At 71.9% G+C, this 25,039-nt stretch carries 19 protein-coding genes; 11 read left to right on the top strand and 8 right to left on the bottom strand.

All coding sequences use genetic code 11. The annotated features are described in order from the left end of the window. Positions 1–2 precede the first annotated feature (2 nt). The gene (gene ligD / locus ACH4TL_RS16050; RefSeq protein ID WP_398314460.1) at positions 3–920 is read left to right on the top strand and encodes a non-homologous end-joining DNA ligase; all 918 of its coding nucleotides are present in this window, start codon (positions 3–5) and stop codon (positions 918–920) included. A gap of 13 nt (positions 921–933) precedes the next feature. On the opposite strand, the gene ACH4TL_RS16045 is transcribed toward ligD, so the two are convergent. Further along, positions 934–3,006: a PhoX family protein gene (locus ACH4TL_RS16045; RefSeq protein WP_398314458.1), complete on the bottom strand. Its 2,073-nt coding sequence runs from the start codon at positions 3,004–3,006 to the stop codon at positions 934–936. Between the two features lie 290 nt (positions 3,007–3,296). Between ACH4TL_RS16045 and ACH4TL_RS16040 the strand changes: the two genes are divergently transcribed. The 3 genes from ACH4TL_RS16040 (at position 3,297) to ACH4TL_RS16030 (ending at position 7,514) form a co-directional block, all read left to right on the top strand. Beyond that, positions 3,297–5,117, top strand: coding sequence for a VWA domain-containing protein (locus tag ACH4TL_RS16040; protein ID WP_398314457.1), 1,821 nt, complete (start codon positions 3,297–3,299; stop codon positions 5,115–5,117). Between the two features lie 154 nt (positions 5,118–5,271). Continuing rightward, on the top strand, positions 5,272–7,026 hold the full coding sequence (gene metG / locus ACH4TL_RS16035) for a methionine--tRNA ligase (protein ID WP_398314455.1): 1,755 nt from the start codon (positions 5,272–5,274) through the stop codon (positions 7,024–7,026). 98 nt (positions 7,027–7,124) lie between these two features. Next, the gene (locus tag ACH4TL_RS16030; RefSeq protein WP_398314453.1) at positions 7,125–7,514 is read left to right on the top strand and encodes a DNA-binding response regulator; all 390 of its coding nucleotides are present in this window, start codon (positions 7,125–7,127) and stop codon (positions 7,512–7,514) included. Positions 7,515–7,583: 69 nt separating this feature from the next. On the opposite strand, the gene ACH4TL_RS16025 is transcribed toward ACH4TL_RS16030, so the two are convergent. The 3 genes from ACH4TL_RS16025 to aspS form a co-directional block, all read right to left on the bottom strand. Next, entirely contained in the window at positions 7,584–8,501 is a 918-nt protein-coding gene (locus ACH4TL_RS16025) for an intradiol ring-cleavage dioxygenase (RefSeq protein ID WP_398314451.1), read from the bottom strand. 116 nt (positions 8,502–8,617) lie between these two features. After that, positions 8,618–9,463: a L,D-transpeptidase family protein gene (locus ACH4TL_RS16020; RefSeq protein WP_398314449.1), complete on the bottom strand. Its 846-nt coding sequence runs from the start codon at positions 9,461–9,463 to the stop codon at positions 8,618–8,620. Between the two features lie 56 nt (positions 9,464–9,519). Beyond that, the gene (gene aspS, locus ACH4TL_RS16015; protein WP_398314912.1) at positions 9,520–11,337 is read right to left on the bottom strand and encodes an aspartate--tRNA ligase; all 1,818 of its coding nucleotides are present in this window, start codon (positions 11,335–11,337) and stop codon (positions 9,520–9,522) included. Between the two features lie 118 nt (positions 11,338–11,455). Here aspS and ACH4TL_RS16010 point away from each other — a divergent pair, with 118 nt between their 5' ends. Further along, complete coding sequence (locus ACH4TL_RS16010) at positions 11,456–13,570, top strand: SpoIIE family protein phosphatase (RefSeq protein WP_398314447.1); 2,115 nt, start codon at positions 11,456–11,458, stop codon at positions 13,568–13,570. Positions 13,571–13,676: 106 nt separating this feature from the next. On the opposite strand, the gene ACH4TL_RS16005 is transcribed toward ACH4TL_RS16010, so the two are convergent. Then, positions 13,677–14,630, bottom strand: a complete 954-nt coding sequence (locus ACH4TL_RS16005; protein ID WP_398314445.1) for a pirin family protein — start codon at positions 14,628–14,630, stop codon at positions 13,677–13,679. Between the two features lie 131 nt (positions 14,631–14,761). Continuing rightward, positions 14,762–15,259 (bottom strand): SseB family protein, encoded by a 498-nt coding sequence (locus ACH4TL_RS16000; RefSeq protein WP_398295836.1) that lies wholly within the window; start codon positions 15,257–15,259, stop codon positions 14,762–14,764. Between the two features lie 158 nt (positions 15,260–15,417). Between ACH4TL_RS16000 and ACH4TL_RS15995 the strand changes: the two genes are divergently transcribed. Further along, positions 15,418–17,244 carry an acyl-CoA dehydrogenase gene (locus tag ACH4TL_RS15995; protein WP_398314443.1) on the top strand — a complete coding sequence of 609 codons (1,827 nt, stop codon included), beginning with the start codon at positions 15,418–15,420 and terminating at the stop codon, positions 17,242–17,244. A gap of 72 nt (positions 17,245–17,316) precedes the next feature. Here the strand turns inward: ACH4TL_RS15995 and ACH4TL_RS15990 are convergent, their stop codons facing one another. Beyond that, a complete protein-coding gene (locus ACH4TL_RS15990) occupies positions 17,317–17,682 on the bottom strand; it encodes a hypothetical protein (RefSeq protein WP_398314441.1) in 366 nt (121 codons plus the stop codon). A gap of 17 nt (positions 17,683–17,699) precedes the next feature. Continuing rightward, complete coding sequence (locus tag ACH4TL_RS15985) at positions 17,700–18,449, bottom strand: TNT domain-containing protein (protein WP_398314439.1); 750 nt, start codon at positions 18,447–18,449, stop codon at positions 17,700–17,702. Positions 18,450–18,639: 190 nt separating this feature from the next. On the opposite strand from ACH4TL_RS15985, the gene ACH4TL_RS15980 reads away from it, so the two are divergent. From ACH4TL_RS15980 to ACH4TL_RS15960, 5 genes are all read left to right on the top strand, one after another. Continuing rightward, positions 18,640–19,932 carry a M18 family aminopeptidase gene (locus tag ACH4TL_RS15980; RefSeq protein ID WP_398314437.1) on the top strand — a complete coding sequence of 431 codons (1,293 nt, stop codon included), beginning with the start codon at positions 18,640–18,642 and terminating at the stop codon, positions 19,930–19,932. 1 nt (position 19,933) lies between these two features. After that, positions 19,934–21,877: a BTAD domain-containing putative transcriptional regulator gene (locus ACH4TL_RS15975; protein ID WP_398314435.1), complete on the top strand. Its 1,944-nt coding sequence runs from the start codon at positions 19,934–19,936 to the stop codon at positions 21,875–21,877. 130 nt (positions 21,878–22,007) lie between these two features. Further along, positions 22,008–22,781: a DUF4232 domain-containing protein gene (locus ACH4TL_RS15970; protein ID WP_398314433.1), complete on the top strand. Its 774-nt coding sequence runs from the start codon at positions 22,008–22,010 to the stop codon at positions 22,779–22,781. 333 nt (positions 22,782–23,114) lie between these two features. Beyond that, a complete protein-coding gene (locus ACH4TL_RS15965) occupies positions 23,115–24,113 on the top strand; it encodes a hypothetical protein (protein WP_398314431.1) in 999 nt (332 codons plus the stop codon). 111 nt (positions 24,114–24,224) lie between these two features. Further along, positions 24,225–25,034 carry an XRE family transcriptional regulator gene (locus ACH4TL_RS15960; protein WP_398314429.1) on the top strand — a complete coding sequence of 270 codons (810 nt, stop codon included), beginning with the start codon at positions 24,225–24,227 and terminating at the stop codon, positions 25,032–25,034. Positions 25,035–25,039: the final 5 nt, after the last annotated feature.

The raw sequence follows: 25,039 nt of genomic DNA, 5'->3' as shown, positions 1-25,039 counted from the left end.
ATATGCGCGAGACAGCCACCGATGCACGGAAGGTCAGGGCCGGGCGGCACACCGTCGAGATCAACCGCCCGGAAAAGGCGCTCTTCCCGGACGACGGAATCACCAAATCGGATCTCGTCGATCACTATCGCGCGGTCGCCCGGCTCATCGTCCCGCAGTTGCGCGATCGCCCGCTGATGATGGAACGCCACCCGGACGGAATCGGCGGCACGCCGCTCATGCAGAAGAATGCCCCCGACTACTTTCCGGAATGGGTGCGGCGGGCCGTTCTCCCCAAGGAGGGCGGCGAGGTCACCCACCCGGTGTGCGACGACACCGCCACCCTGGTCTATCTCGCGGGCCAGGCATGCGTCACCCCGCACCGCTGGCTCTCCCGCGCCGACCGGCCGGCCCACCCCGACCGGCTGGTCTTCGACCTCGACCCACCCGGTGATGAAGGCTTCGACGAGGTGCGGTGGGCGGCCCGGCAGGTGTGCGGACTGCTCGGCGAACTGGGGCTGCCCGGGCTGCTGATGACCACCGGTTCGCGCGGGCTGCACGTCGTCGTACCCCTCGACCGGCGGGCGGATTTCGACACCGTACGGGCCTTCGCCCGCGACGCCGCCGACGCGCTCGCCGCCCGCCACCCCGACCGGCTCACCACGGAGATGCGCAAGGACCGGCGCGGCGGGCGGCTCTACCTCGACATCCAGCGCAACGCCTACGCGCAGACCGCGGTCACCCCGTACGCCGTGCGCGCCCGCCCCGGCGCCCCCGTCGCCGCGCCGGTCGACGCCGCGGAGCTGGACGACCCCGCGCTGGCCCCGGACCGCTGGACGCTGCGCACCTACGAGGAGCGGCTGAAGGACGACCCCTGGGCCCATGCGGACACCAGGGGTCGTTCGCTGCGCACCGCCCGGCGGCGGCTGGCGCGGCTGTAGAAGCGTTGCGCGGTTACGCGCCGATGTCGCCGCCGTCGCGCCGCCACACGCTGATCACCGACGGGCGGACCAGCGTGCCCGGGCCCTCCGGCCAGGTGGACGCGGGCTTCTCCACGCTCGCCCCGTCCAGCTCGCCCGGATGCTGCACCGCCACCAGAACCCGCCGGTCCTGCACGATCGGCCCGCAGGTCTCGGCGCCGTTCGGGACGGTCAGGAACTGCCGCACCTCACCGCGGCGGCCGCCCGCCGTCGCCACCCCGAACAGCCCGTCGTGGCTGCCCAGGGCGTTGCCGTCGGTGGAGATCCAGAGGTGGCCGAACGCGTCGAACGTGAGGTTGTCCGGGCACGAGATCGGGCTGACCTGGTCCTTCGGGAAGCCGCCGAAGTAGGTGCTCGGGTCCTCCGGGTCGCCGCACACCAGGAACAGCCGCCAGTTGAAGCGGGTCGAGCCCGGGTTGTTCCGGCGCTCGGTCAGCTCCAGGATCTGCCCGTGCTTGTTGGCGTTGCGCGGGTTGACCTCGTCGGCCGGGGCCTTGCCGTCCTTGCCGCGGTCGGTGTTGTTGGTCAGCGCGACATAGACCCGGCCGGTGCGCGGGCTCGGCTCGACGTCCTCGGGGCGGTCCATCTTCGTCGCGCCCACCTTGTCGGCGGCGAGCCGTGTGAAGACGTACACCTCCTCGGCCGTCATCCCGTCCACGTGCGAGGTGTCGCCGGTCGCCAGCGGGATCCACTCGCCCGAGCCGTCGAACTCGCCGTCGTCGGGCAGCTTCCCGGAGCCGTCGATCTCCTTCGCCGGGCTGTCGCCGGTGAACTTGGCGACGTACAGCGTGCCCTCGTCCAGCAGCGTGCGGTTGTGCTCGCGGGCGGTGCGGCTGCTGCCCTTCATCATGCGCTTGGACGACACGAACTTGTAGAAGTAGTCGAACTTCTCGTCGTCGCCCATGTAGAGGACCGGGCGGCCGTCCGTCGTCAGCCGCGGCTCGGCGGCCTCGTGCTTGAAGCGGCCCAGCGCGGTCAGCTTCCGCGGGGTGGAGTCGGGGTCGAACGGGTCGATCTCGATCACCCAGCCGAAGCGGTGCGGCTCGTGGGGCTCCTTGGCGAGGTCGAAGCGGTCGTCGAAACGCTCCCACTTGCGCTCGGAGGCGCCGTCCTCGAAGCCGTAGCGCTTCAGGCCCGCCTTCACGGCCGGGTCGGTGACCTTGTCCGGGTTCGCGAAGTACTGGTTGAAGTTCTCCTCGCCGGAGAGGACCGTGCCCCACGGGGTGATGCCGCCGCCGCAGTTGTTCAGCGTGCCGAGGACGCGCTTGCCGGACGGGTCGGCGGAGGTGCGCAGCAGCTTGCCGCCCGCGGCCGGGCCGGTCACCTCGAACGGCGTCGTCGCCGTGATCCGGCGGTTGAGGCGGTGCCGCGGTACGGCGGTGAGCTTGCCGACCTTGCGGTCCTCCTGCGCCGCCACCACGGACAGCCCGTGGGCCGCCCAGCCGATCTCGGCCTGCTCACGGGTGGGGTCGTCCGCGTCGTACCCCGCGAACATCAGCACCTCGTCGGTGTACTCGTGGTTGACCACGAGCAGCTGCCGGTCGCTCTCGTTCGGGACGTCCAGCACGGCCATGTAGTCGTTGTTGTAGCCGAACTGACCCGACTGCGCCTTCGCCGACTGGTTGTCCGGGTCGAAGGCGGGCGCGCCGCGGAGGATGGGGTCGCCCCAGCGGATGACGAGATTCTGGTCATGCCCCTCGGGGACGACCACCGCGTCCTTGGTGTTCGGCGCGACCGGCGCGAAGCGCAGCCCGCGGGCGGGCTTGTCCGCCTTGCCCGTTGTGGCCGCTGTGGCGGCGTCGGCCGCGGCGGCCGGGGACGCCTGCCCCACGGAGGCCGCCGCCCCGGTCGCGGCCGCGGCGGTCACCACGGCGCTCGCCCGCAGCAGGGAACGGCGCGACACGGCACGCGCGATGACGTCCCCCACGTAAGGGTTGTCACTCGTGTTCGGTGTCTCGTGGAAACAGGCGTCACCACAGCGGTACCGGCAGGTCAGCGCGGAACGACCGCCCGGATGCGAGCTGATGAGCGGCAGGAGCTTGGGCACGACTTCCCCTCCGTAGGGCGTCATATCGGGGCGGCCCCCGCCGACATGACGTCGGAAACCTTTGGCGGCGAAGCTAGGCGTGTAGAACCGCATGACGACGACCGCACCGTGAACCGGGGGTGAACGACCGGCGACCGGAATCGGCGACCGGAACCAGCCGGTGGGCCCGCTAGCCTTTCGGCACCACGGTCATGCGACGTCATGTACCGCACTCGAACACGTGAGAGGTATCTCCCATGGGCATACGGGACCTACTGCGCAAAGTATTCGGACGCTCCCGAACGACCCGGGTGGACGATTCCGCTGCGCCGGAGGCGGCAGTTGTCCCGGCCCCCGACCCCACCCCGGCCGAGTCGGCCCCCGAGGCCGACCGGACCCCCGACCCGGCTCCGGCCCCGGCCGCTGAAGAGACCCGCCACGACCCGGCGCTGGGCGAGCCCCTGAAGACCCTGGACGAGATCCTGGGCTCCCCCGCCGAGCCGTCGGCCGACGCCCAGGCCAAGGCAGTTGCCGAGACCGCCCCGGAGACCGATGCCAAGGCCGAGCCGGAGGTGGCCACGCCCGTAGGCGACGCGACCGCCACCCCGGCCGACGTCACGACAGACGTCGCCCCGGAGCCCGCACCCGAGCCGGCGGCAACCGCGGCCACCGAGGAGGAGCCCGCCCCGACGGCAGAGGGCACCGCCAAGGACGAGCCCGCCGCGGAAGACGCCCAGCCCGCAAAGGCCGAGCCAACGGCCACCCCCACGGCGGACGCCGAGCCGGAGACGGCCGCGACCGCCGACGACAGGCCCGCCACCCCGGCCGACGTCACGACAGACGTCGGGCCGGAGCCGACCGACGCCCCGACGGGCGACGAGGCGGCCACCCTGGCGGCCGAGACAGCCGCCGAGGCCGCACCCGAGCCGGAGACGGCCGGGGCCGCCACGCAGGAGCCCGCCCCCGCGGCGAAGGCCGAGCCCAGCGACGAACCCGCCGCGGACGACGCCCAGCCCGCACAGGCCGAGACGCCCGCCCCTGCGGACGAGCCGACCGTCGAGCCCGCCCCCACGGCGGACGCCGAGCCGGTGGCGGCCGCGAACGTCAAGGACGAGACCGCCACCCCGGCGGACGTCACGACGGACGTCGCGCCGGAGCCGACCGCCGAGGACGCACCTGCGCCGGAGACGGCCGGGGCCGCCACGGAGGAGCCCGCCCCCGCGGCGAAGGCCGAGCCCAGCGACGAGCCCGCCGCGGACGACGCCCAGCCCGAGCAGGCCGAGGCAACGCCCGCCGCCGCGGACGAGCCGACCCCCACGGCGGACGCCGAGCCGGTGGCGGCCGCAGCCGCCAAGGACGAGCCCGCGCAGGCCGAGGCAACGGCCGTCGCCAAGGACGAGGCCCCTGCGACGGCGGAGCCGGTAGCCGCTGCCGCGGGGCTCGGTGGGCTTACCGGGATGGGGACGGCCGCGGCAAGCGCGCTCGCGGGGTACGGGCTCGGCGGGACGCGTGCCGCCGTCTACCTCGTCCTCGACCGCTCCGGCTCGATGCGGAACTACTACAAGGACGGCACCGTCCAGCACTTCGCCGAGCAGACGCTCGCCCTCTCCGCGAGCGTCAACGACAGCGGCACCCTGCCCATCGTGTTCTTCTCGACCGACATCGACGGCACCGCCGAGATCGGCCTGAGCGACTACGAGGGGCGGGTCGAGGAGCTGCACGCCTCGCTCGGGCACATGGGGCGGACGAACTACCACCGGGCGATCGAAGCGGTGATCGAGCACTACAAGGCGTCCGGCACCACCGACCCCGCACTGGTCGTGTTCCAGACGGACGGCGCCCCCACCGGGAAGGTGGCGGCGGAGAAGGCGCTGTGCGAGGCGGCGGGGCTGCCGCTGTTCTGGCAGTTCGTCGGGTTCGGCGATCCGGAGGCGAAGGGGTTCGACTTCCTCCGCAAGCTCGGCACCTCCCCGGCGCTGGCCGTGCCGGAGAAGCGGGCGCTCGACAACGCGGCGTTCTTCCACGCCGGTCTCGACCCCCGGTCGCTCTCCGACGCGGAGGTGTACGAGGAGCTGCTGAAGGCGTTCCCGGCGTGGCTCGAGGGCGCTCGGGGCGCGGGAGTCCTCTCCTAAGGGCACAAGAGGGCACAAACGCACAGCGAGGGCCATCCGCGACGCGAAACGCCGCGCGGGTGGCCCTCGCCGCTCGGATACGATATGGGCGGCCCCAACCGCCCGAGCGGCGGGCCGGAAGTCACCCACCGTATCGACTTGGGAGCAGCCTGCAATGGCTCGACACCTCATCACCAGCGCCCTTCCGTACATCAACGGGATCAAGCACCTGGGCAACATGGTGGGGTCCATGCTCCCGGCCGACGTCTATGCGCGCTACATGCGCCAGCGCGGGCACGACGTGCTGTACATCTGCGCCACGGACGAGCACGGCACCCCGGCCGAGCTGGCCGCCAAGGAGGCAGGGCTGCCGGTGGACGCGTTCTGCGCGCAGCAGCACGACGCGCAGAAGGCGATCTACGACGGCTTCGGCCTGGCCTTCGACTACTTCGGCCGCAGCTCCTCCCCGCAGAACGTCGAGATCACCCAGACGATCGCGCGCGAGCTGAAGCGGCACGGCTTCATCGAGGAGCGCTCGATCCGGCAGGTGTACTCCAACACCGACGGCCGTTTCCTCCCCGACCGCTACATCGAGGGCACCTGCCCGCACTGCGGTTACGACCGGGCCCGCGGCGACCAGTGCGAGAACTGCACCCGGGTGCTGGACCCGACCGATCTGATCGACGCCCGCTCCGCGATCAGCGGCAGCAGCGATCTGGAGGTCCGGGAGACCAAGCACCTGTTCCTGCTCCAGTCGAAGCTGGCCGATGAGGTCGGCGCCTGGGTCGAGGAGCACGGCAAGCAGTGGCCGACGCTCGCGTCGTCGATCGCCCGCAAGTGGCTGACCGAGGGGCTCCAGGACCGCGCGATCACCCGCGACCTGGACTGGGGCGTTCCGGTCCCGGCGGACACCTGGCCGGAGCTGGCGGCCGAGGGCAAGGTCTTCTACGTGTGGTTCGACGCCCCGATCGAGTACATCGGCGCGACGAAGGAGTGGGCGGACCGGGACCCGGAGAACCGCGACTGGAAGTCGTGGTGGTACGACGTGGACACCACCGTCCGCTACACCGAGTTCATGGCGAAGGACAACGTCCCGTTCCACACGGTGATGTTCCCGGCCACCCTGCTCGGCACCCGGGACGTCTGGAAGAAGGTCGACTTCGTCAAGGCGTTCAACTGGCTGACGTACTACGGCGGCAAGTTCTCCACGTCGCAGAAGCGCGGGGTGTTCACGGACGCCGCGCTGGAGGTGCTGCCCGCCGACTACTGGCGCTACTTCCTGATGGCGAACGCGCCGGAGTCCGACGACACCTCCTTCACCTGGGAGCACTTCACCGCGACGGTCAACAAGGACCTGGCGGACACCCTCGGCAACTTCGTCAACCGGGTGCTGTCGTTCTCCCGCAAGCGGTTCGGCGACGAGGTCCCGGCGGGCAAGGCCGCGGGGGAGGCCGAGGAGCGCCTCGGCGAGGAGATCGCGCGGCTGCTGGCGGAGTACGAGGAGCACATGGACGCGCTCCAGTTCCGCAAGGCCGCGGCGGCGCTGCGCGCCCTGTGGAGCGCGGGCAACTCCTACCTGGAGGAGAAGGCCCCCTGGCTGGAGATCAAGGCCGACCAGGAGGCGGCGGCGCTCACGCTCCGCACGGCGATGAACCTGATCCACCTCTACTCGATCGTCTCGGAGCCGTTCATCCCGGCGTCGGCGGCGGCCATGCGGTCGGCGTTCGCGCTGGAGGGGGACACCGCGCAGTGGGTCGGCCAGGAAGAGGCCAGGGCGCTGGCCTCGGTCCCGGCGGGCACGGGCTTCACGGTGCCGCCGGTGCTCTTCGCGAAGATCACCGAGGATGACCTGGAGTCCTACCGGGAGCGCTTCGGCGGTACGGAGGAGCCGGTGGCGCCCCAAGAGCCCACCGAGCCCAAGGCCAAGTAACCGGAAGCGACAGCGGCCGCGTCGAGCGTTCGGCAACCGTACGTTTAGCCCGCTCGATGACCCTGTGAGCACCATCCACGGGGAAGTCGAGGAAGCCAGTGCCGGACCCACGTGTCACGGTGTCGGTCCACGGCCCCGATCCGCTCGCGCGGGCCGGGGTCGTCCGTCATCTGGATCAGCAGCCCAGCGTCGAGCTGACGCGCCGGACCGGCACGGTGGCCGTCATGCTCGCCGAACGCCTCGACGCCCGCGCCGGGGCCGAGCTGCGCCGGCTGGTGCGGGGCGGGCGGCAGCGGGTGGTCCTGGTCGCGGGCGAACTGCGCGAGGCGGAGCTGCTGACGGTGATGGAGTACGGCGTACGGGCGGTGCTGTGGCAGCACCGGACCACGCCCCGGCGGCTGCTGCGCGCGGTGCACCGGGCCGCCCGCGCGGAGCGGGGCGAGCCGTGCGGCGTGGACCGGCGGCTGACCGATCTGTTCCCGCGCTGAGCAGGGGGTCATCAGCGCGGGAACGCGGAGCCCCCGGAGAGCCCCCCACGAGCTCCCCGGGGGCCGCTGTCACATCCCGGTGCCGTCGTTCGTCGCGTCGGGGTCGACCCCGAGGGTCAGCGAGCCGACGACCCCCTTGGCGATCTTCCCCTTGCGGTACTGGAGCCGCAGCAGACCGCCCTCGGCCCCGTTGCCCGGGTAGATGCCGTCCTCGTCCAGGGTGGTGCGCGGGGTGGTGCTGGTGCTGTACGGCGCGACCTCGGCGGAGGCGAGGACGGCCTCCTCGGCGAAGAAGAGCTGGCCGGTGTGGCAGGCGTGGCCGCCCTCGTAACCGGAGTCGGTCATCTTGCCGCCCACGTGCACCTTGGTGTGGATGTGCACGCACCGGCCCCGGTACCAGCCGGGGAAGACGGTGGTGAACTCCACGAAGCCGTGCCGGTCGGTGAGCTGGGTGCCGCGCAGGTACCGCTTGTCGTCGGTCGGGTCCTGGTGGCCGCCCCCGCCACCGGGCGGCCCTCCGGTGGGCGTACCCGTGGGCGTTCCGGTCGGCGGGGCACCGGTGGGCGGGGTGCCGCCGCCGCTGCTGGAGTCCTCATAGCCGGAGTACAGCCCGAGCGCGTCGCAGTGCCAGATGTCGACGGCGGCCTTCGCCAGCGGCTTGCAGGTCTCGGAGTCGATGAGTTTGAGCCGGAGGGTCATCGGGATGCCCTCCTTGCCCTCCGTGATGTTCTTTCTGATCTTGTCGGCGTCGATGTAGTACGGACCCTCGGTGGTCTCCGAGGTGAGCCGGTAGCAGACCTCCTGGGACGGGGAGGAGGCCGACGCCGAGGGGGACGCGGCGGAGGAGCCGTCGGCGGAGGCCGAGGCGGAGGTGGCGGCGACGGTGCCCAAACCGGCTGCCGCGACCGCGGCGCCGCCCGCCACGACGACCCGACGCCTCGTCATGTCCCGTGCGGGGACGGGGGTGTTCTTCTGGGGTTCGGTCATGGCAGGGGACGCTAGGACCGCAACCTGGCAAGCACATGGGTGCTCGCTGTGAATGCCTGTGCGAACGGCGTCTATGCGCCAGTCTCAACGGGCGCCAATCAACGGGCCGGGGAGTGTCAGCGGGCCAGGGAGTCCTGGGGCCCCATCACCACGACCGGGTGGCGGGCCGGGTCGAGGGTCCGCAGCAGCTTGCGCATATGCGCCTTGGAAAGGCTGACGCAGCCCTGGGTGGGCCCGTCGTGGTCGACGTGGAACCAGATGCCGCCGCCCCGGTTCTCACCCAGCGGCCGGGTCCAGTCGCGCGGGGAGGTCCCGGCCTTCCGGTTGTAGTTGATCGCCACGACGTAGTCGAACGCCCCGGCCAGCGGCTCGCCCTCGGCACCGGTGCCGGAGATGGTGAAGCCCTGGACGGCGTGGTCGTAGGTGAGCCGGGTGCCCGGATCGGGCAGCTTGCCGCCCCCGTCGGACAGGCCGAAGACGCCGATCGGGGAGCGCAGATCGCCCTGGATGTGGTGGTCGGTCCAGCCGCGGGCGGCGTTGTGCGCCTTCCAGGAGGGACCGGCCCGCCAGGCGGTGTCGCCGTCGCCGTCGCCCTCCCGGTCACCGGCCCCGCCGGACTTCCCGCCCGCCGCCGACCGCTCGTACAGCACGACGCTGGACCGGGACGCGTCACGGCCGCTGCCGGTGACGACCACGACCTGCTCGGCGTCCCTCGGCACCTCGGCGCGGGTGCGCGGCCCGAGCCCTGGCAGGTCGCCCGGCCGCTCGGCGGGGGCGGGCCGCCCGGCGGGGCTCTGCGTGCCCGTGGGCGCGCCCGCGCCGGAACGGCCAGCGGAGCCCTTGGCGTCCGCGGTGCCCTTGCTGTCCGTGGCCTGCTTGCGGGACCCGTCCCCGGGTCCCGCGCAGCCCGCGAGCACCGCGATGAGCAGTGCCGCGGCCGCGGCCGGAATCCGTACCCTCACTGTGTCCTCCGCCCCTCGGATCGCACCGGGCACGGACTCCTCTCTCTGCCGCGCCGCTACTCGGCGTTGTTCCCCTCAACCGGCTTCTCAGCCTTCTCAGCCTTCTCGGCCTGCTTGATCTGCGGCTTGCGCACCGACAGGTGCAGCTCGCGCAGCCGGGCCTCGTCGACCTCGCTGGGCGCGCCCATCAGCAGGTCCTGGGCGTTGCCGTTGAGCGGGAAGGCGATGGTCTCGCGGATGTTCGGCTCGTCGGCGAGCAGCATCACGATGCGGTCGACGCCGGGGGCGATGCCACCGTGCGGCGGCGCCCCGAAGTGGAACGCCCGCAGCATGCCGCCGAATTCCCGCTCGACGTCCTCGCGGGAGTACCCGGCGATCTCGAACGCCTTGAACATCACGTCAGGCTCGTGGTTCCGGATGGCGCCGGAGGACAGCTCGGTGCCGTTGCAGACGATGTCGTACTGCCACGCCAGAATGGACAGCGGGTCCTGGTTCTCCAGCGCGTCCAGGCCGCCCTGCGGCATGGAGAACGGGTTGTGGGAGAACTCGATCTCGCCGGTGTCCTCGTTCCGCTCGAACATGGGGAAGTCCACGATCCAGCAGAAGCGGAAGACGTTCTCCTCGAAGTGGCCGGTCCGCTTGGCGGCCTCGACCCGCACCGCGCCCATGATCTTGGAGACCTCGTCGAAGTCGCCCGCGCCGAAGAAGACCGACGTGCCGGGCTTGCCCTCGACCTCGGCGACCAGCTTCTCGACGTCCTCCTGGTTAAGGAACTTGGCGATCGGCCCGGTGAGCTTCCCGTCCTCGCCGATCCGGACCCAGGCCAGCCCCTTGGCGCCCTGCTCGACCGCGAACTCGCCCAGCTGGTCGAAGAACTTCCGCGGCTGCTCGGCGGTGTCCGGCACGGCCAGCGCGCGCACGTGCTTGTCGGCGAACGCCTTGAAGCCGGAGCCCGCGAAAACATGGCTGACGTCGACCAGTTCGAGCTGGGCCCGCAGGTCCGGCTTGTCGGAGCCGTACTTCAGCATCGCCTCGCGGAACGGGATCCGCGGGAACGGCGAGGTGACGTGGCGGCCGTTGCCGAACTCCTCGAACAGCTCGGTCATCACCTTCTCGATGACCCCGAAGACGTCCTCCTGCTCGACGAAGCTCATCTCGACGTCGAGCTGGTAGAACTCGCCCGGCGAGCGGTCGGCGCGGGCGTCCTCGTCGCGGAAGCAGGGCGCGATCTGGAAGTAGCGGTCGAAGCCCGCGATCATCAGCAGCTGCTTGAACTGCTGCGGGGCCTGCGGCAGCGCGTAGAACTTGCCCGCGTGCAGCCGGGACGGGACCAGGAAGTCGCGCGCGCCCTCGGGCGAAGTGGCGGACAGGATCGGGGTCGCCATCTCGTTGAAGCCCTGCGCGGTCATCTTCTGCCGGATCGCGGAGATCACGGCGGAGCGCAGCATGATGTTGCGGTGCATCCGCTCCCGGCGCAGGTCCAGGAAGCGGTGCTCCAGGCGCCGCTCCTCGTTGACCCCGTCCTCGGGGTAGACGGTGAACGGCAGCGCGTCGGCGGCGCCGAGCACCTCGACGCCCGTGACCTCGACCTCGATCTCGCCGGTCGGCAGCTCGGGGTTGACGTTGTCGGCGCCGCGGGCGATCACCCGGCCGTCGACGCGGACGACGCTCTCCTTGGAGATCGAGCTGAGCTTCTCGTTGGCCGCGGTGTCGGGCCGGACGACGAGCTGGACCAGCCCGTAGTGGTCGCGCAGATCGATGAAGAGGATGCCGCCCAGGTTCCGTCGATTGTGCAGCCAGCCGGAGAGCCGTACGTCGGTGTCGACGTCAGCGGCGCGGAGCTCGCCACAGGTGTGGGACCGGTACCGATGCATCATTCATCCAAGTCGTCTGGTCGGGAGTGTTGCGTACCCTCGTGAAGCTTCCGGCCAAGCCTACCGGCGCCGTCAGCCTCACTGGTAAGCGCGAGGAAAATGCCCATAAGGTAGCGCAATGCGCACCGAGGACCTGCTGGCCGCCATAGCGACCGGCCTGTGGCGGTGGGACAGCGTCTCGGGCGCCGTCTCGTACGACGCCGAAGCGGCCCGCCTGGTGGGGCTGCCCGCCGAGGCGGTCACCCTCCCCGAGGCCGCCGCCCGGGCCTGTTTCCACCCGGCGGACTGGCTGGAGATCCAGTCCATTGTGGCGCTGGCCGCGGCCGAGGGCACCCTCGCCGAGGCCCGGATGCGCATCGTGGACGAGAAGGGCACGGTACTGCGGACCGTGCGCACCCGGTCGCGGCCGGTCGCCCGCCCCGACGGCGGGGACGGCCAGCTGCTGCTCGGCACGCTCCAGGAGGTCCCCGAGCCGCTGCCCGGCACCACCGCGGGCGGCACGCCGGTCACCGGGGACTGGCGGCGCAACCGCGAGGCGTTCCTGCTGGACGCGGGGCGGGCGCTGGCCGAGGCGATGTCCACCGCCGAGGTGCTGCGGGTGGCCGCGGGCCTTTCGATGCCGGGCTTCTCGCCGGACGGGCTCGCGGTCTTCGGCGTCAAGGGTGACCGGATCTCGCTCATCGGCCACCACGGCCACCGGGTGGATGCCGAGCACCCCTCCGCCGCCCTGCCGGTGGCCACCGACCATCCGGCGGCCGAGGTGGTCCGCACCGGCCGGGCGGTCTACCTGCCCTCTCCTGAGGAGTACCGCGGCCGGTTCCCGGCCGCCTGGGGCCGCATCCGGTCCCGCAAGCGCCGCTCCTGGGCCTTTCTGCCGCTGATCGTCGCGGGCCGCACCATCGGCGCGTGGATGGCCGGTTTCGCGCATCCGGTCGCGTTCTCGCCCGACGAGCGCTCGGTGCTCACCACGATCGCGCGGATGCTGGCCCAGGCGCTGTCCCGGGCCGCCCTCCAGGAGACCGAGCGCGAGCTGTCGGACGGCCTCCAGCGCTCGATGCTGCCCGCCGCCACGCCCGACATCCCGGGGCTCACGGTGGCCGCCCGCTATGTGCCGACCGGCGGCGGGCTCCAGGTCGGCGGCGACTGGTACGACGTGATCGCGCTGCCCTCGGGGCGCACCGCCCTGGTGATCGGCGACGTGCAGGGGCATGACGTCCGGGCCGCCGGGATCATGGGGCAGCTGCGGATCGCGGTCCGGGCGTACGCGTCCGAGGGCCACCACCCGGACGCGGTGCTCGCCCGCGCCTCCCGCTTCCTGTGCGGGCTCACGGACCCCGGCGGGGACGGGGGACACGATCCGCGGTTCGCGACCTGCCTGTACATGGAGGTGGACCCGGTCGCGGGCACCCTGGACATCGCCCGCGCGGGCCATCCGGACCCGGCGGTCCGGCTCGCCGACGGCACGATGATGCTCCGCCCCACCGCGGGCGGGCTGCCGCTGGGCGTCGACCCGGAGGGCGACTACCCCACGACCCGGGTGGTGCTGGAGCCCGGCGAGACGCTGCTGATGTGCACCGACGGGCTGATCGAGACCGGCGGCCACGACCTGGAGACCGGCTGGACCAGGATCCGGTCGGTCTTCGAGCACCCGGCCACCGCGACCGACGGCCCGCACGATCTGGAAGCGCTCGCCGAGGCCCTGGTACAGGCCGTCCACGGGCCGCCCTCGCACCACACCACCGGCCCGCTCGCCGACCGCCGCGAGGACGACATAGCGCTGCTGCTGATCCGCAGGGACGCGGAGGTGTGCCTGGTCGGACCCGGTTCGGCGCCGGTGCGCCGTACCGCGATCACGCTCGCGCAGGCCGAGCCGGAGCGCATAGCGGGCGCCCGCCGCCAGCTGCGCGACATGCTGCACGACTGGACCGACCCCGACCAGGTCGAGTCGGCGGTGCTGCTGCTCTCCGAGATGGTCACCAACGTCCTGGTGCACACCGACGGGGACGCCCTGCTGGTCGCCGAGGTCAGCGGACGGCGCGGCTCCCGGCGGCTGCGGCTCGACGTCGCGGACGGCAGCGACGAGCTGCCGCACCGCCGCCGCCCCGGCGAACTCGCTTCGTCGGGGCGCGGCTTGATGCTGATAGAGATGCTGGCCGACGCCTGGGGGGTCGACCCGCGCGGCGACGGCAAGTGCATCTGGTACGAACTCCACGAGCGCGCACCGGAGCCCTAGCCCGGACTCCTGCCCCACCGGCACGGGCCCCGGCCACGTCGGCCGAGGGTCGCCCGGGCGCGGCCGGGTCCGGGGCGCCCCGCCAACGGACCGGTGCGGGTCCCGGTTATCCGGCGTCAGCCGGTACCGTGCCGAGCTTTCCGGCGCGGAAGTCGTCGAAGGCCTGGGCCAGTTCGGTGTGGGTGTTCATCACGAACGGGCCGTAGTGCATCATCGGCTCGCGGATCGGCTGCCCGCCGAGCAGCACCACCTCGAAGTTGGGGCTGCGGGACTCCTGCGCCGCGTCCGCCCGTATCGTCAGCGCGTCGCCGTCACCGAAGACCACCGTCTGCCCGGTGCGGAACGGCCGCTGCTCCGCGCCCGCGGTGCCGCGCCCGGCAAGCCCGTAGGCGAGGGCGTTGAAGTCGGCGCGCCACGGCAGGGTCAGCTCGGCGCCGGGGTTCAGCGAGACGTGCAGCATGGTGATCGGGGTGTGGGTGATGCCAGGGCCCTGGTGGCCGTCGATGTCGCCCGCTATCAGCCGCAGCAGCGCGCCGCCGTCGGCGGAGGTGAGCAGCTTGACCTTGGCGCCGCCGATGTCCTGGTAGCGCGGCGGCATCATCTTGTCCTTGCTCGGCAGGTTCACCCACAGCTGGAGCCCGTGGAAGAGGCCGCCGGACATGACCAGGGACTCCGGCGGGGCCTCGATGTGGAGCAGCCCGGAGCCCGCGGTCATCCACTGGGTGTCGCCGTCGTTGATCGTGCCGCCGCCGCCGTGCGAGTCCTGGTGCACGAAGGTGCCGTCGATGAGGTACGTCACGGTCTCGAAGCCGCGGTGGGGGTGCCAGGGGGTGCCCTTGGGCTCGCCCGGCGCGTACTCCACCTCGCCCATCTGGTCCATCATGATGAACGGGTCGAGGTGCTGGTAGTCGATCCCGGCGAAGGCGCGCCGCACCGGGAATCCCTCGCCCTCGAAGCCGCTGGGCGCGGTGGAGACACCGAGCGCCGGGCGGGTGCGCGCCTCGGTGGGGGCTGCGACCCGGGGCAGGGTCAGGGGGTTTTCTACGGTCACTGCGGGCATGACGGCCTCCTCGGTCGTTCATCATTCAACTTAATTGAAGGCTGAACGACCCGCAAGAGGGGCCCTATTCCGGCTCTAGTGGGACACGAGGGGCGTGACGCAGACCTCAGCCATCCGCGAAGCGATGGCGTCTAGCCATACATGCGCCGCATCGCGAAGTCGACCATCTGCTCCACCGCCTTCGCGTCGAAGACCATGCGGTGCTCACCCTCCATGTCGAGGACGAAGCCGTAGCCGGTCGGCAGCAGGTCGATCACCTCGGCGCCGGTGATCACGAAGTACTTGGACTCCTTCCCCGCGTACCGCCGCAGCTCCTTGAGCGAGGTGAACATCGGGATCACCGGCTGCTGGGTGTTGTGCAGCGCGAGGAAACCGGGGTTGTCCCCGCGTGGGCAGTAGACCTTGGAGGCCGCGAAGATCTGCTGGAAGTCCTCTGCCGCCATGGAGCCCGTGGTGAAGGCGCGCACCGCGTCCGCGAGGGACGGCGGCGAGGGCTCGGGGTACAGCGGCTGCCCACCGTAGCCGGGTCCCGGCTGTGAGTGGTGTGACGAATGCGGCTGCTGTTGCGGCGGAGGTGGCGGGGCGGCGTAACCCTGCCCTGCGCTCGCGTTCTGGTCGTAGCCGTACATGGACCGAAGCGTACTGAGTCACAGTTACCCGGTTGAGGGTTGCCCTTTATTACCCACGGGTAGCATCATGGCGGAACCGGATTGACTGCGCCGGACTGCTGATCGATACCGCGCCACGAAGAGGTCCCGCCTCTCCCGAGCCTTACGGAGCCGTCGCCATGGGGCACTACAAGTCGAATCTCCGCGACATCGAGTTCAACCTCTTCGAGGTGCTCGGCCGCGACAAGCTGTACGGCACCGGCCCGTTCGCGGAGATGGACGTCGAGACCGCCAAGAGCGTGCTCGCCGAGATGGGCCGGCTCTCCGAGAACGAGCTGGCCGCCTCCTACGCCGACGCGGACCGCAACCCGCCGGTCTTCGACCCGAAGACCCACACGGCGCCGCTGCCCGAGTCGTTCAAGAAGAGCTACCAGGCGTACATGGACGCCGAATGGTGGCGGCTCGGGGTCCCGGAGTCCCTCGGCGGCACCTCCTGCCCGCGCTCGCTGCTGTGGGCCTCGGCCGAGGGCATCCTCGGTGCGAACACCCCGATCTGGATGTACGCCTCGGGGCCGTCCTTCGCCGGGGTGCTGCACGACGAGGGCACCGAGGAGCAGCTGAAGATCGCGCAGCTGATGGTGGACAAGCAGTGGGGTTCCACCATGGTGCTGACCGAGCCCGACGCGGGCTCGGACGTGGGCGCGGGCCGTGCCAAGGCGGTCCAGCAGGAGGACGGCACCTGGCACATCGAGGGCGTGAAGCGGTTCATCACCTCCGGTGAGCACGACGTCTCCGACAACATCATCCACTTCGTGCTGGCCCGCCCCGAGGGCGCGGGCCCCGGCACCAAGGGGCTGTCGCTGTTCATCGTCCCCAAGTACGACTTCGACTGGGACAGCGGCGAGCTGGGGACACGCAACGGCGTCTACGCGACCAACGTCGAGCACAAGATGGGTCTGCGCGTCTCCAACACCTGCGAGCTGACCTTCGGCGCCGACCACCCGGCCAAGGGCTGGCTGCTGGGCGAGAAGCACGACGGCATCCGCCAGATGTTCAAGATCATCGAGTTCGCCCGGATGATGGTCGGCACGAAGGCCATGGCCACTCTGTCCACCGGGTACCTCAACGCGCTGGAGTACGCCAAGGAGCGGGTCCAGGGCCCGGACCTGGCGGCCTTCACCGACAAGACCGCCCCGCGCGTCACCATCACCCACCACCCGGACGTGCGCCGCTCGCTCATGACGCAGAAGGCGTACGCGGAGGGCCTGCGCGCGCTCGTCCTCTACACCGCCTCGGTGCAGGACGAGATCATGGTCCAGGAGGCCGCGGGCGAGGACACCTCGGCCGCCAACCGCCTCAACGACCTGCTGCTGCCGATCGTCAAGGGCTACGGCTCGGAGAAGGCGTACGAGCAGCTGGCCCAGTCGCTCCAGACCATCGGCGGCTCCGGCTACCTCCAGGAGTACCCGCTGGAGCAGTACATCCGGGACGCCAAGATCGACACCCTCTACGAGGGCACCACCGCCATCCAGGGCCAGGACTTCTTCTTCCGGAAGATCGTCCGGGACCAGGGCCAGGCGCTGACCGTCCTCTCCGAGGAGATCAAGAAGTTCCTGGCGGAGGCCGCGGGCGGCGAGGAGCTGGCCCCGGCCCGCGACCGCCTCGCCCAGGCCGCGGTCGACCTGGAGGGCATCGTGGGCGCCATGCTCACCGACCTCTCGGCCACCGAGAAGGACGTTTCCTCCATCTACAAGGTCGGCCTCAACGCCACCCGGCTGCTGCTCGCCTCCGGCGATGTGGTGCTCGGCTACCTGCTGCTGCGCGGCGCGGCCGTGGCCACCGAGAAGCTGGGCGGGGCCGCCGCCAAGGACGTACCGTTCTACGAGGGCAAGATCGCCGCGGCGAAGTTCTTCGCCCATGAGGTCCTGCCGGGCGTCTCGGTGCAGCGCGCGCTGGCCGAGTCCGTCACCCAGGAGCTGATGGAGCTGGACGAGGCCGCCTTCTAGGCCCTCGTCCGACAGACTGGGAGCCGGTCGCCCCTCTCCTTCACCGTGGGGCGCCCGGCTCCCGCCTTTCCGTCAGGTCTCCGTATCGGGCGGATGCTCCCGCAGGGCCCGCTCCACCTCCTCACGCGCCTGGCGCCGCAGCTCCTCGCCCTGCGCCAGCAGCTCCTCGACCGTCTCCGTCCCCGCTCCGGGCGGACGCGGCCGGGCCCGCAGCTTGGTCAGCAGGTCCTGGCACGCCTCGTCCTCGGAGGCGAAGCGGGTCACGTCCTTGTCCACCGAGCGCTCCCACAGCCCGGTCACCCAGCCGCCGTCCGGCGCGGGCCGCAGGAAGTAGTAGGCGTCCGGCTGGACTTCGATGTCCCGCACACCAGGGATGTCGTACAAAGCGTCCGGGACCTGCTCGGCGCGCAGCACCCGGACGAGTTCCGTTCTGTCCACGGCACCAGGATGCGTCGTCAGTTCAGCGGCCGCAGGTTACCCGCGGCAACGAGCTGACGAATCGACGGTCCCGTCAGATACCGGATTCCGTTGCCCGGCTGCCCGAACCAGGGTCTGCTGGGTCCCGCGTCCACCAGGAACGGCTTGGTGACCTCGTAGAGGTGATAGCCGTACGGGTACGCCGGATCGTAGGTGTTCAGACTGGCCGGCGGCAGCCCGCGCTCCGCGTACGGGGTGCCCGCGGGGGCGAGGAAGTGGCTGAAGCCGGCGCCGAAGAGGTCGACCTTCTGCCCCACCTTCAGGGTGATGGTCGTCTTGAGCGGTACACCGTTCAGCAGCACCCAGCCGTCCGGGGACGGATACCACCAGCCGCCGGTCTGCTCGGTCCAGGAGCACTTCAGGAACGCGGCGGCGGAGAGGCCGCCCAACCGCTGATAGCCCTTCAGCATCTTCCCGATCGCGCCCGCGGTGGGCAGTGCGGCGGGGCCGAGCCGCCAGTCGCCCTTGTGGTACCGCTGAAAGGGCTGGGCGGGTGCGGAGTTGGTCCCCCCGATGCGGTCGGTGGTGGGACAGGGCGGATGGCCCTTGGCGCCGGAAGCGGCCCCCTTCTCCGCCGCCGCGGCATCGGGTGTGGGCCGGGGCGCCGGAGCCGGGGCGGGCAGCCGTCCGGAGGGGAGCAGCCCGGCGGGGTCCGCCATGGCCGGTCCACCGCCGCAGAGCAGCAGCAGCGACCCCAGGACGACGAGAAGGTGTCGAAGAACGCGCATCCGCTGTCCCCTTGAGTGCGATGGTGAGCGGTTAAGGGGACTATCGGCCGATACGCGACTTTTATACCGCCGGTCTGACGTGCTTTCATCAGATTGGATCAACGCCACCCCACGGACGGACGTCTCAAGTCCCGTCCCTGGGACCACCGCACCCGGGCAGGCAGGGCCGTCCCGAATCTATGCTGATGTCATGAGCGCACACCCCGGCATCGACCGCGGCCATACCGACGACCTGATGTCCTTCCTCCGCGCCAGCCCCTCGCCGTACCACGCGGTCGCGAACACGGCGGAGCGCCTGGAGAAGGCCGGGTTCCGGCAGGCCGAGGAGACGGCGGCCTGGGACGGCGCGGCGGGCGGGCGGTATGTGCTGCGGGGCGGCGCGATCATCGCCTGGTACGTGCCGGAGGACGCGGGCCCCGCCACTCCGTACCGGATTGTGGGCGCTCACACCGACTCTCCCAATCTGCGCGTCAAGCCGATCCCCGACACCGGGGCCCACGGCTGGCGGCAGATCGCCGTGGAGATCTACGGCGGCGCCCTCCTCAACACCTGGCTCGACCGCGACCTCGGGCTGTCCGGCCGGATCGCCCTCCGGGACGGCTCCAGCCGGCTCGTCACCGTCGACAGACCCCTGCTGCGCGTGCCGCAGCTCGCCGTCCATCTCGACCGGTCAGTGAACACCGACGGGCTCAAGCTCGACAAGCAGCGCCACATGACCCCGGTGTGGGGTCTGGGCACCACCGAGGAGGGCGACCTCATCCGGTTCGTCGCCGAGGAGACCGGGGTGGCGGCCGAGGACGTGACCGGCTGGGACCTGATGGTGCACAGCGTCGAGCCGCCCGCCTACCTCGGCCGGGACCGCGAGCTGGTCGCCGGGCCCCGGATGGACAACCTGCTGTCCGTGCACGCCGGGACGGCCGCGCTCACCGCCGCCGCGGCCCGCCCGGAGCTGCCGTACATCCCGGTGCTCGCCGCCTTCGACCACGAGGAGAACGGCAGCCAGTCCGACACCGGGGCGGAGGGCCCGTTGCTCGGCAACGTGCTCGAACGTTCCGTCTACGCGCGCGGCGGCGGTTACGAGGACCGGGCGCGGGCCTTCGCGGGCACCGTCTGCCTGTCCTCCGACACCGGCCACGCCGTCCACCCCAACTACGCCGAACGCCATGAGCCGGGTCATCACCCGCGGCCCAACGGAGGTCCCATCCTCAAGGTCAACGTCAACCAGCGGTACGCCACCGACGGCTCCGGGCGGGCCGTCTTCGTCGCCGCCTGCGAGCGCGCGGGCGTGCCCTGGCAGAGTTTCGTCTCCCACAACGCGATGCCGTGCGGCACCACGATCGGACCGATCACCGCCGCCCGGCACGGCATCGCCACCGTCGACATCGGCGTCGCGATCCTGTCCATGCACTCCGCGCGCGAACTGTGCGGGGCCCAGGACCCGCGGCTGCTCGCCAAGGCGCTGACCGCCTTTCTGGAGGGCTGAGTTGCACTTCTCGCTGCTGGGCCCGGTGTCCGTGACCACAGGCCCCGCTGAGGCCCCGGTCGAACTGCCACTGGGACCGTCCAAGCGCCGCAGCGTGCTCGCCATGCTGCTCCTGCGTCCCAACTCGACCGTCTCCGTGGAGCAGTTGGTGGCCGGTCTGTGGGAGGACGAGCCGCCCGCCCACGCCCGTACCGTCATCCAGGGCCATGTCTCCCGGCTGCGCGCGGCCCTCGCCGAGGGCGGCGCCGACGAACACGGCGTCGAGCTGACCACCCACGCTTCCGCCTATCTGCTCCGGCTGCCCGCCACGCTGGTGGACACCGTGCGCTTCGACGACCTGGTGGCTCGCGCCGACCCCGAGTCCGCGCCCGCCGACGCCGTGCCGATGCTGCGCCGGGCGCTCGGGCTGTGGCGCGGCCCGGCGCTCACCGGGACGGTGGCCAGCCCGCCGTTCGCGGCGGCCGCGCACGCCCTGGAGGAGCGGCGGCTGACCGCCGTGGAGGCCCTGGCCCGGGCGCACGGGGCACTCGGCGAGTACGAGAAGGCGGCGGGCGTGCTGCATCCGGCCGCGCTCGCCAATCCGCTGCGCGAGGGGCTGATCGCGGATCTGATGCTGGTGCTGTACCGCACCGGGCGGCAGTCCGACGCGATCGCCTGGTTCCACCGCACCCGCGAAATGCTCGCCGACGACCTGGGCGTCGACCCGGGGGAGCGGCTGACCGCCGCGTACCAGGAGATCCTGCGGGCGGTGCCCGCGGAGCCGCAGCCCGAGCCGCGCGACCCGCGCACCCCGCACGACCCGCGCGGCGGCGCCGAGGCCCCGGCCGCGTCACCGGCCGCGGCCGCGGGGGCGCCCGGCGCTCCCGCGCCGGGGCCCGCGCCGGAGCTGCTGCCGCGGCCGCCCGCCGGGTTCCTGGGCCGGGACGCGGAACTGGCCGAGCTGACCCGGCTGGCGCTGCCAGGGGCCGGGCAGGACCGCCCGTACGGCGGCGCTGCCGGGCTCCCCGCCGAGGGCGGCATCACCCTCGTCACCGGGGCCGCCGGAGTCGGCAAGACGGGCCTGGCCGTGCACTGGGGCCATGCGTACGCCACCGCCTTCCCCGACGGGCGGCTCTTCGCCGATCTGCGCGGCTTCAGCGGCGGCGAGGAGGCCGAACCCGCCGATGTGCTGCGGGAGTTCCTGCTCGCCATGGGCACCCCGGCCGACCAGATACCGCCCTCGGAGCAGGCCGCGGGGGCCCTGTACCGCTCGCTGGTGGCGCAGCGGCGGCTGCTGGTGGTGCTGGACAACGCCAGCAGCTCGGCCCAGGTGCGTCCGCTGCTGCCCGGCGGCGCGCACTGCGCCACGCTGGTCACCAGCCGGTCCCGGCTTGACGGGCTGATCGCCACCGATGCCGCCCGCCCGGTGCGGCTGCACGCGCTCGGCCCCGACGACGGGGTGGCCCTGATCGGCGCGCTGCTCGGCCCCGACCGGGTCGCCGAGGACCCGGCCGCCGCGCACGAGCTGGTGACGCTGTGCGACGGGCTGCCGCTCGCGCTGCGCGCCGCCTCCGCCCAGCTGGTGGCCCGGCCGCGGTGGCGGCTGGCCCGGCTGGCGACCGCGCTGCGCGACGAGCGGCGGCGGCTGGCCCTGCTGTCGGCGGAGGACGCCGGGGTGGCGGCCGCGCTGCGCAACTCCCTGGCCCGGCTTTCCGCTGACGACGCCCAGCTGCTGCGGGCGCTCGGCGCCGGTTTCGCCCGGGAGGTCAACACCGCGGAGGCGGCGGCGCTGTCCGGGGCGGACCCCGATCTGATCCAGGACTCCCTGGAGCGGCTTGCCGAAATGCATCTGCTGGACGAGGAGGCCACCAACCGCTACGTCATGAGTGACCTGGTGAAACTCTTCGCCCAGGGCGACGGCGGCAGGCCCGCGGGGCCGCCCGGCGAGGGGGAAGGACAGCCCTGAAATCGGGTTGTGCGGTGGGGCGTTAGTGGGGCGTTAGCGATCGGCAGCCGGACGGCAGCGATACGCCAGCGGCCCCGGACAGAGTTGTTGTCGTACCGGACAGCAGCCGATCACACCGGGGGAACCCACCATGCCGCACTCCACCGCCTTCCTCGCCCGCCACGCCCGCACCATCCGCTCCGTCGCCGCCGGTCTCACGGTCGTCGCCGCGGGCCTGACCCTCACGGCCTGCGGCGACAACGACGGTACGGGTGCCAAGAGCTCGGGCAAGGCCGAGTCCTCGGCCACGGCCCAGGCCGACCAGGGCGCCGACGCCGGGGCCCGCGGCGGCAGCGACAACGGCGGTGACAACGGCGGCGGGAACACCACCGGCGGTGCGAAGGGCGGTGCGCAGGGCAGCGGCACCGGCGGGCAGGACACCACCGAGAAGGCCGGGAAGGGCGGGGGCGCTGCCGCGAAGAACGACGGCGGCACCGGCTCGGACGACGCCCAGGAGATCGGCACCTGCGACGTCAACAAGGCCGCGGTGAGCGTCGAGTCGGTCAAGCGGCCGGTCAACCACCTGCTGCTGAAGTTCACCAACCGGGCCGGGGTGGACTGCAACGCCCCCTACTACCCCATCCTCCGCTTCGGCAACGGCCAGGCCGCCACCCCGGCGTTCGAGGACAGCAAGCCGCAGGCCGTCGTCACGCTGGCCCCCGGAGAGTCCGCCTACGCGGGCATCGCCACCTCCAGCGCCGACGGCTCGGGCGCCGAGGGCGCCAAGGAGACCCAGCTCGAGGTGTTCCTCAAGGGCCTCGACAGCTCGACCACGGTGAACCTGCCGAACGGCGGGGTGTACGTCGACAGCAGCGCCAAGGTGACCTACTGGCAGCGCACCGCCTCCGACGCGCTCACCTGGTAATCGGCGCCCCACGAATTTCCCAGACGGACACGCAGCCGCCTCCCCCCGGCTGCGTGTCCCCGACGGCCCCCGCCTCAGGCGGGGGCCGTCCGCTGTCCCGACATGTCCCACGAGGCCGCTCCCGGTGTCCCGCGCCCGGCTGCCCCCGGTCGCGTCACCGCAGGTCGGAAGGGGTGTGACGGGACGAGACGTCCCATGGGACAGCCGCTCCCCCGGCATCCCCCGCCGTCCGGCCCACAGTGGTTCCCGTCGCCGCGGCGGATCGGCCCGGCGGCGCCAACCGAGCGGCTCCGGCGGTCAGTCGGCGCCCTTCGTCACAGGGGGATTCCACACATGACGCACTCCACCACAACCGCCCGGCGCCGGACCGTCCTGCGCAAGGTGCTTCCCACGATCGCCGCGGCGGGCATCGGCGCCGCCGGACTCGTGGGTTGTTCGTCGGGCGGCGGGAACACCGGCGGCCATGACGCGAAGGCGGCGAAGGCGGGCAAGGAGCAGTCGGTCGACAAGAACGCCCTGAGCCGCGACACGGGGGCAGCGAAGGGCAAGGGCAGCGCCCTCAAGCTGAAGACGACCAGCGGGGAGTTCGGCACCAAGGCGGCCGCGGCCGCCGACTTCCCCACCTGGGGCACCCGCTGGGTCGTCCACCAGACGGCCGACACCGGCTCGCCGTCCGTCGGCATGATCAACAAGGACCAGGCGGGGCAGGACCGCATCACCGCCGACTACCAGGTCGACACCGGCAAGAAGGCGTGCGAGGGCGGCGCCTGCTCGACGTACATGGCGCACATCACCGGGCCGGTCAACGGCTTCCTGAGCGTCCTCGCCGTCGACATCCCCGAGGACTCCCTGCCCGGCGTACCCGTGCAGAACGGCGGTCAGCAGCCGCCGAAGCCGCCCCAGCCCGGCGGCTCCCGCGCCGAGGCCCTCCAGCGCGCCTCCACCTGGCTCACGGCCAACGGCGGCGGCCGGGTCCCGTACAGCCAGGCCAAGATCTGGAAGGACGGCTACCGCCAGGACTGCTCGGGCTACGTCTCCATGGCGCTGGGCCTGAAGACGCCCGGCACCAACACCGTGGGCCTCACCGGCTCCGGCATCACCAAGCCGATCGCGGTGAACGACCTCAAGCCGGGCGATCTGCTGATCGACGCGTCCGGCGACAACAACACCCGCCATGTCGTGATGTTCGAGAAGTGGAACAACGACGCCCACACCTCGTACACCTCGTACGAGCAGCGCGGCGACTTCGGTACGGACCACACGACCCGCACCTACGGCCTGGCGCCGGGCAGCGAGTACAAGCCCTACCGTCCGCTGAAGTTCACGGACTGATCGGGAAGTTCACGGATCGATCCGTGAACGATCCGGTTCGGGTAACGAGCGGCACGTCCACCTCGGGGGTGTGGACGTGTCGCTCGTCATGTTCATGATCCACATGCTCCAATGGGAAGCGTGCCAGCGCATCCGAATCAGTCCGAGAATCCACGACGAAAGCCGCTCGCCCCGCTTCCCGAGGAACTGTCCGGCCCGGTACGGGAATTCGTGACCGCACTGCGCCACATGCACGGCGAACTGGGCCTGAGCCTCAAGGAGCTGGAGGGCCGGCTGCCCGCCAGCCGCTCGTCCCTGTCCCGCTATCTGCGCGGCCAGAGCCTGCCCGACGAACGGCTCCTGGTCCAGTGGGGCAAGCTCTCCTTCACCGCCGAGGACCGGCTGCCGGAGCTGGTGAAGCTGCTCCACCGCGCCAACGAGGCCGCCGACCTGGTGGAAACCGGGGGCGAAGCCGCGCCCACCGCCCCGCCGCCGCAGGGCCGGCCGCGGCGGCGTCGGCTGCGGCTCACGCTCGCGGCGGTGGGCACGGTCGCCGTCGTGGCCGGGGCCACCGGCGGCGTGCTCGCCCTGCGGTCGTCGGACGACGACAAGCCCCCCGCGCCCCTGGGCAACGCCCGGATCACCGTCTTCAACGCCGAGAAGACCTGCCAGGACAAGCGCGTCCGTAGCTGCGCCCTGGGCCTGGCGGGGGACCCGTACATGGCCTACCGGCCCTCCAACATCACGGGCCGGGCCTTCCACGGCGACGTGCTGCGCGCCGACTGCCGCATCGCCAACGGCGTCACCGTCACCGACGAGGCGGGCGGGCACAGCAGTATGTGGTTCCGCGTCTTACGAGACGGCAAGCGGATGTGGATCCCGGCCATCCGGATCGATCATGACCAGGTGCAGTACACATCGCTCCCCAACTGCCCTGATTGAGTCCC

This window comes from Streptomyces sp. NPDC021115, assembly GCF_044333065.1.
Classification (GTDB): Bacteria; Actinomycetota; Actinomycetes; order Streptomycetales; family Streptomycetaceae; genus Streptomyces.
The sequence above is the reverse complement of the archived record's forward strand: the minus strand, read 5'-3'. Positions and strand labels throughout refer to the sequence as shown.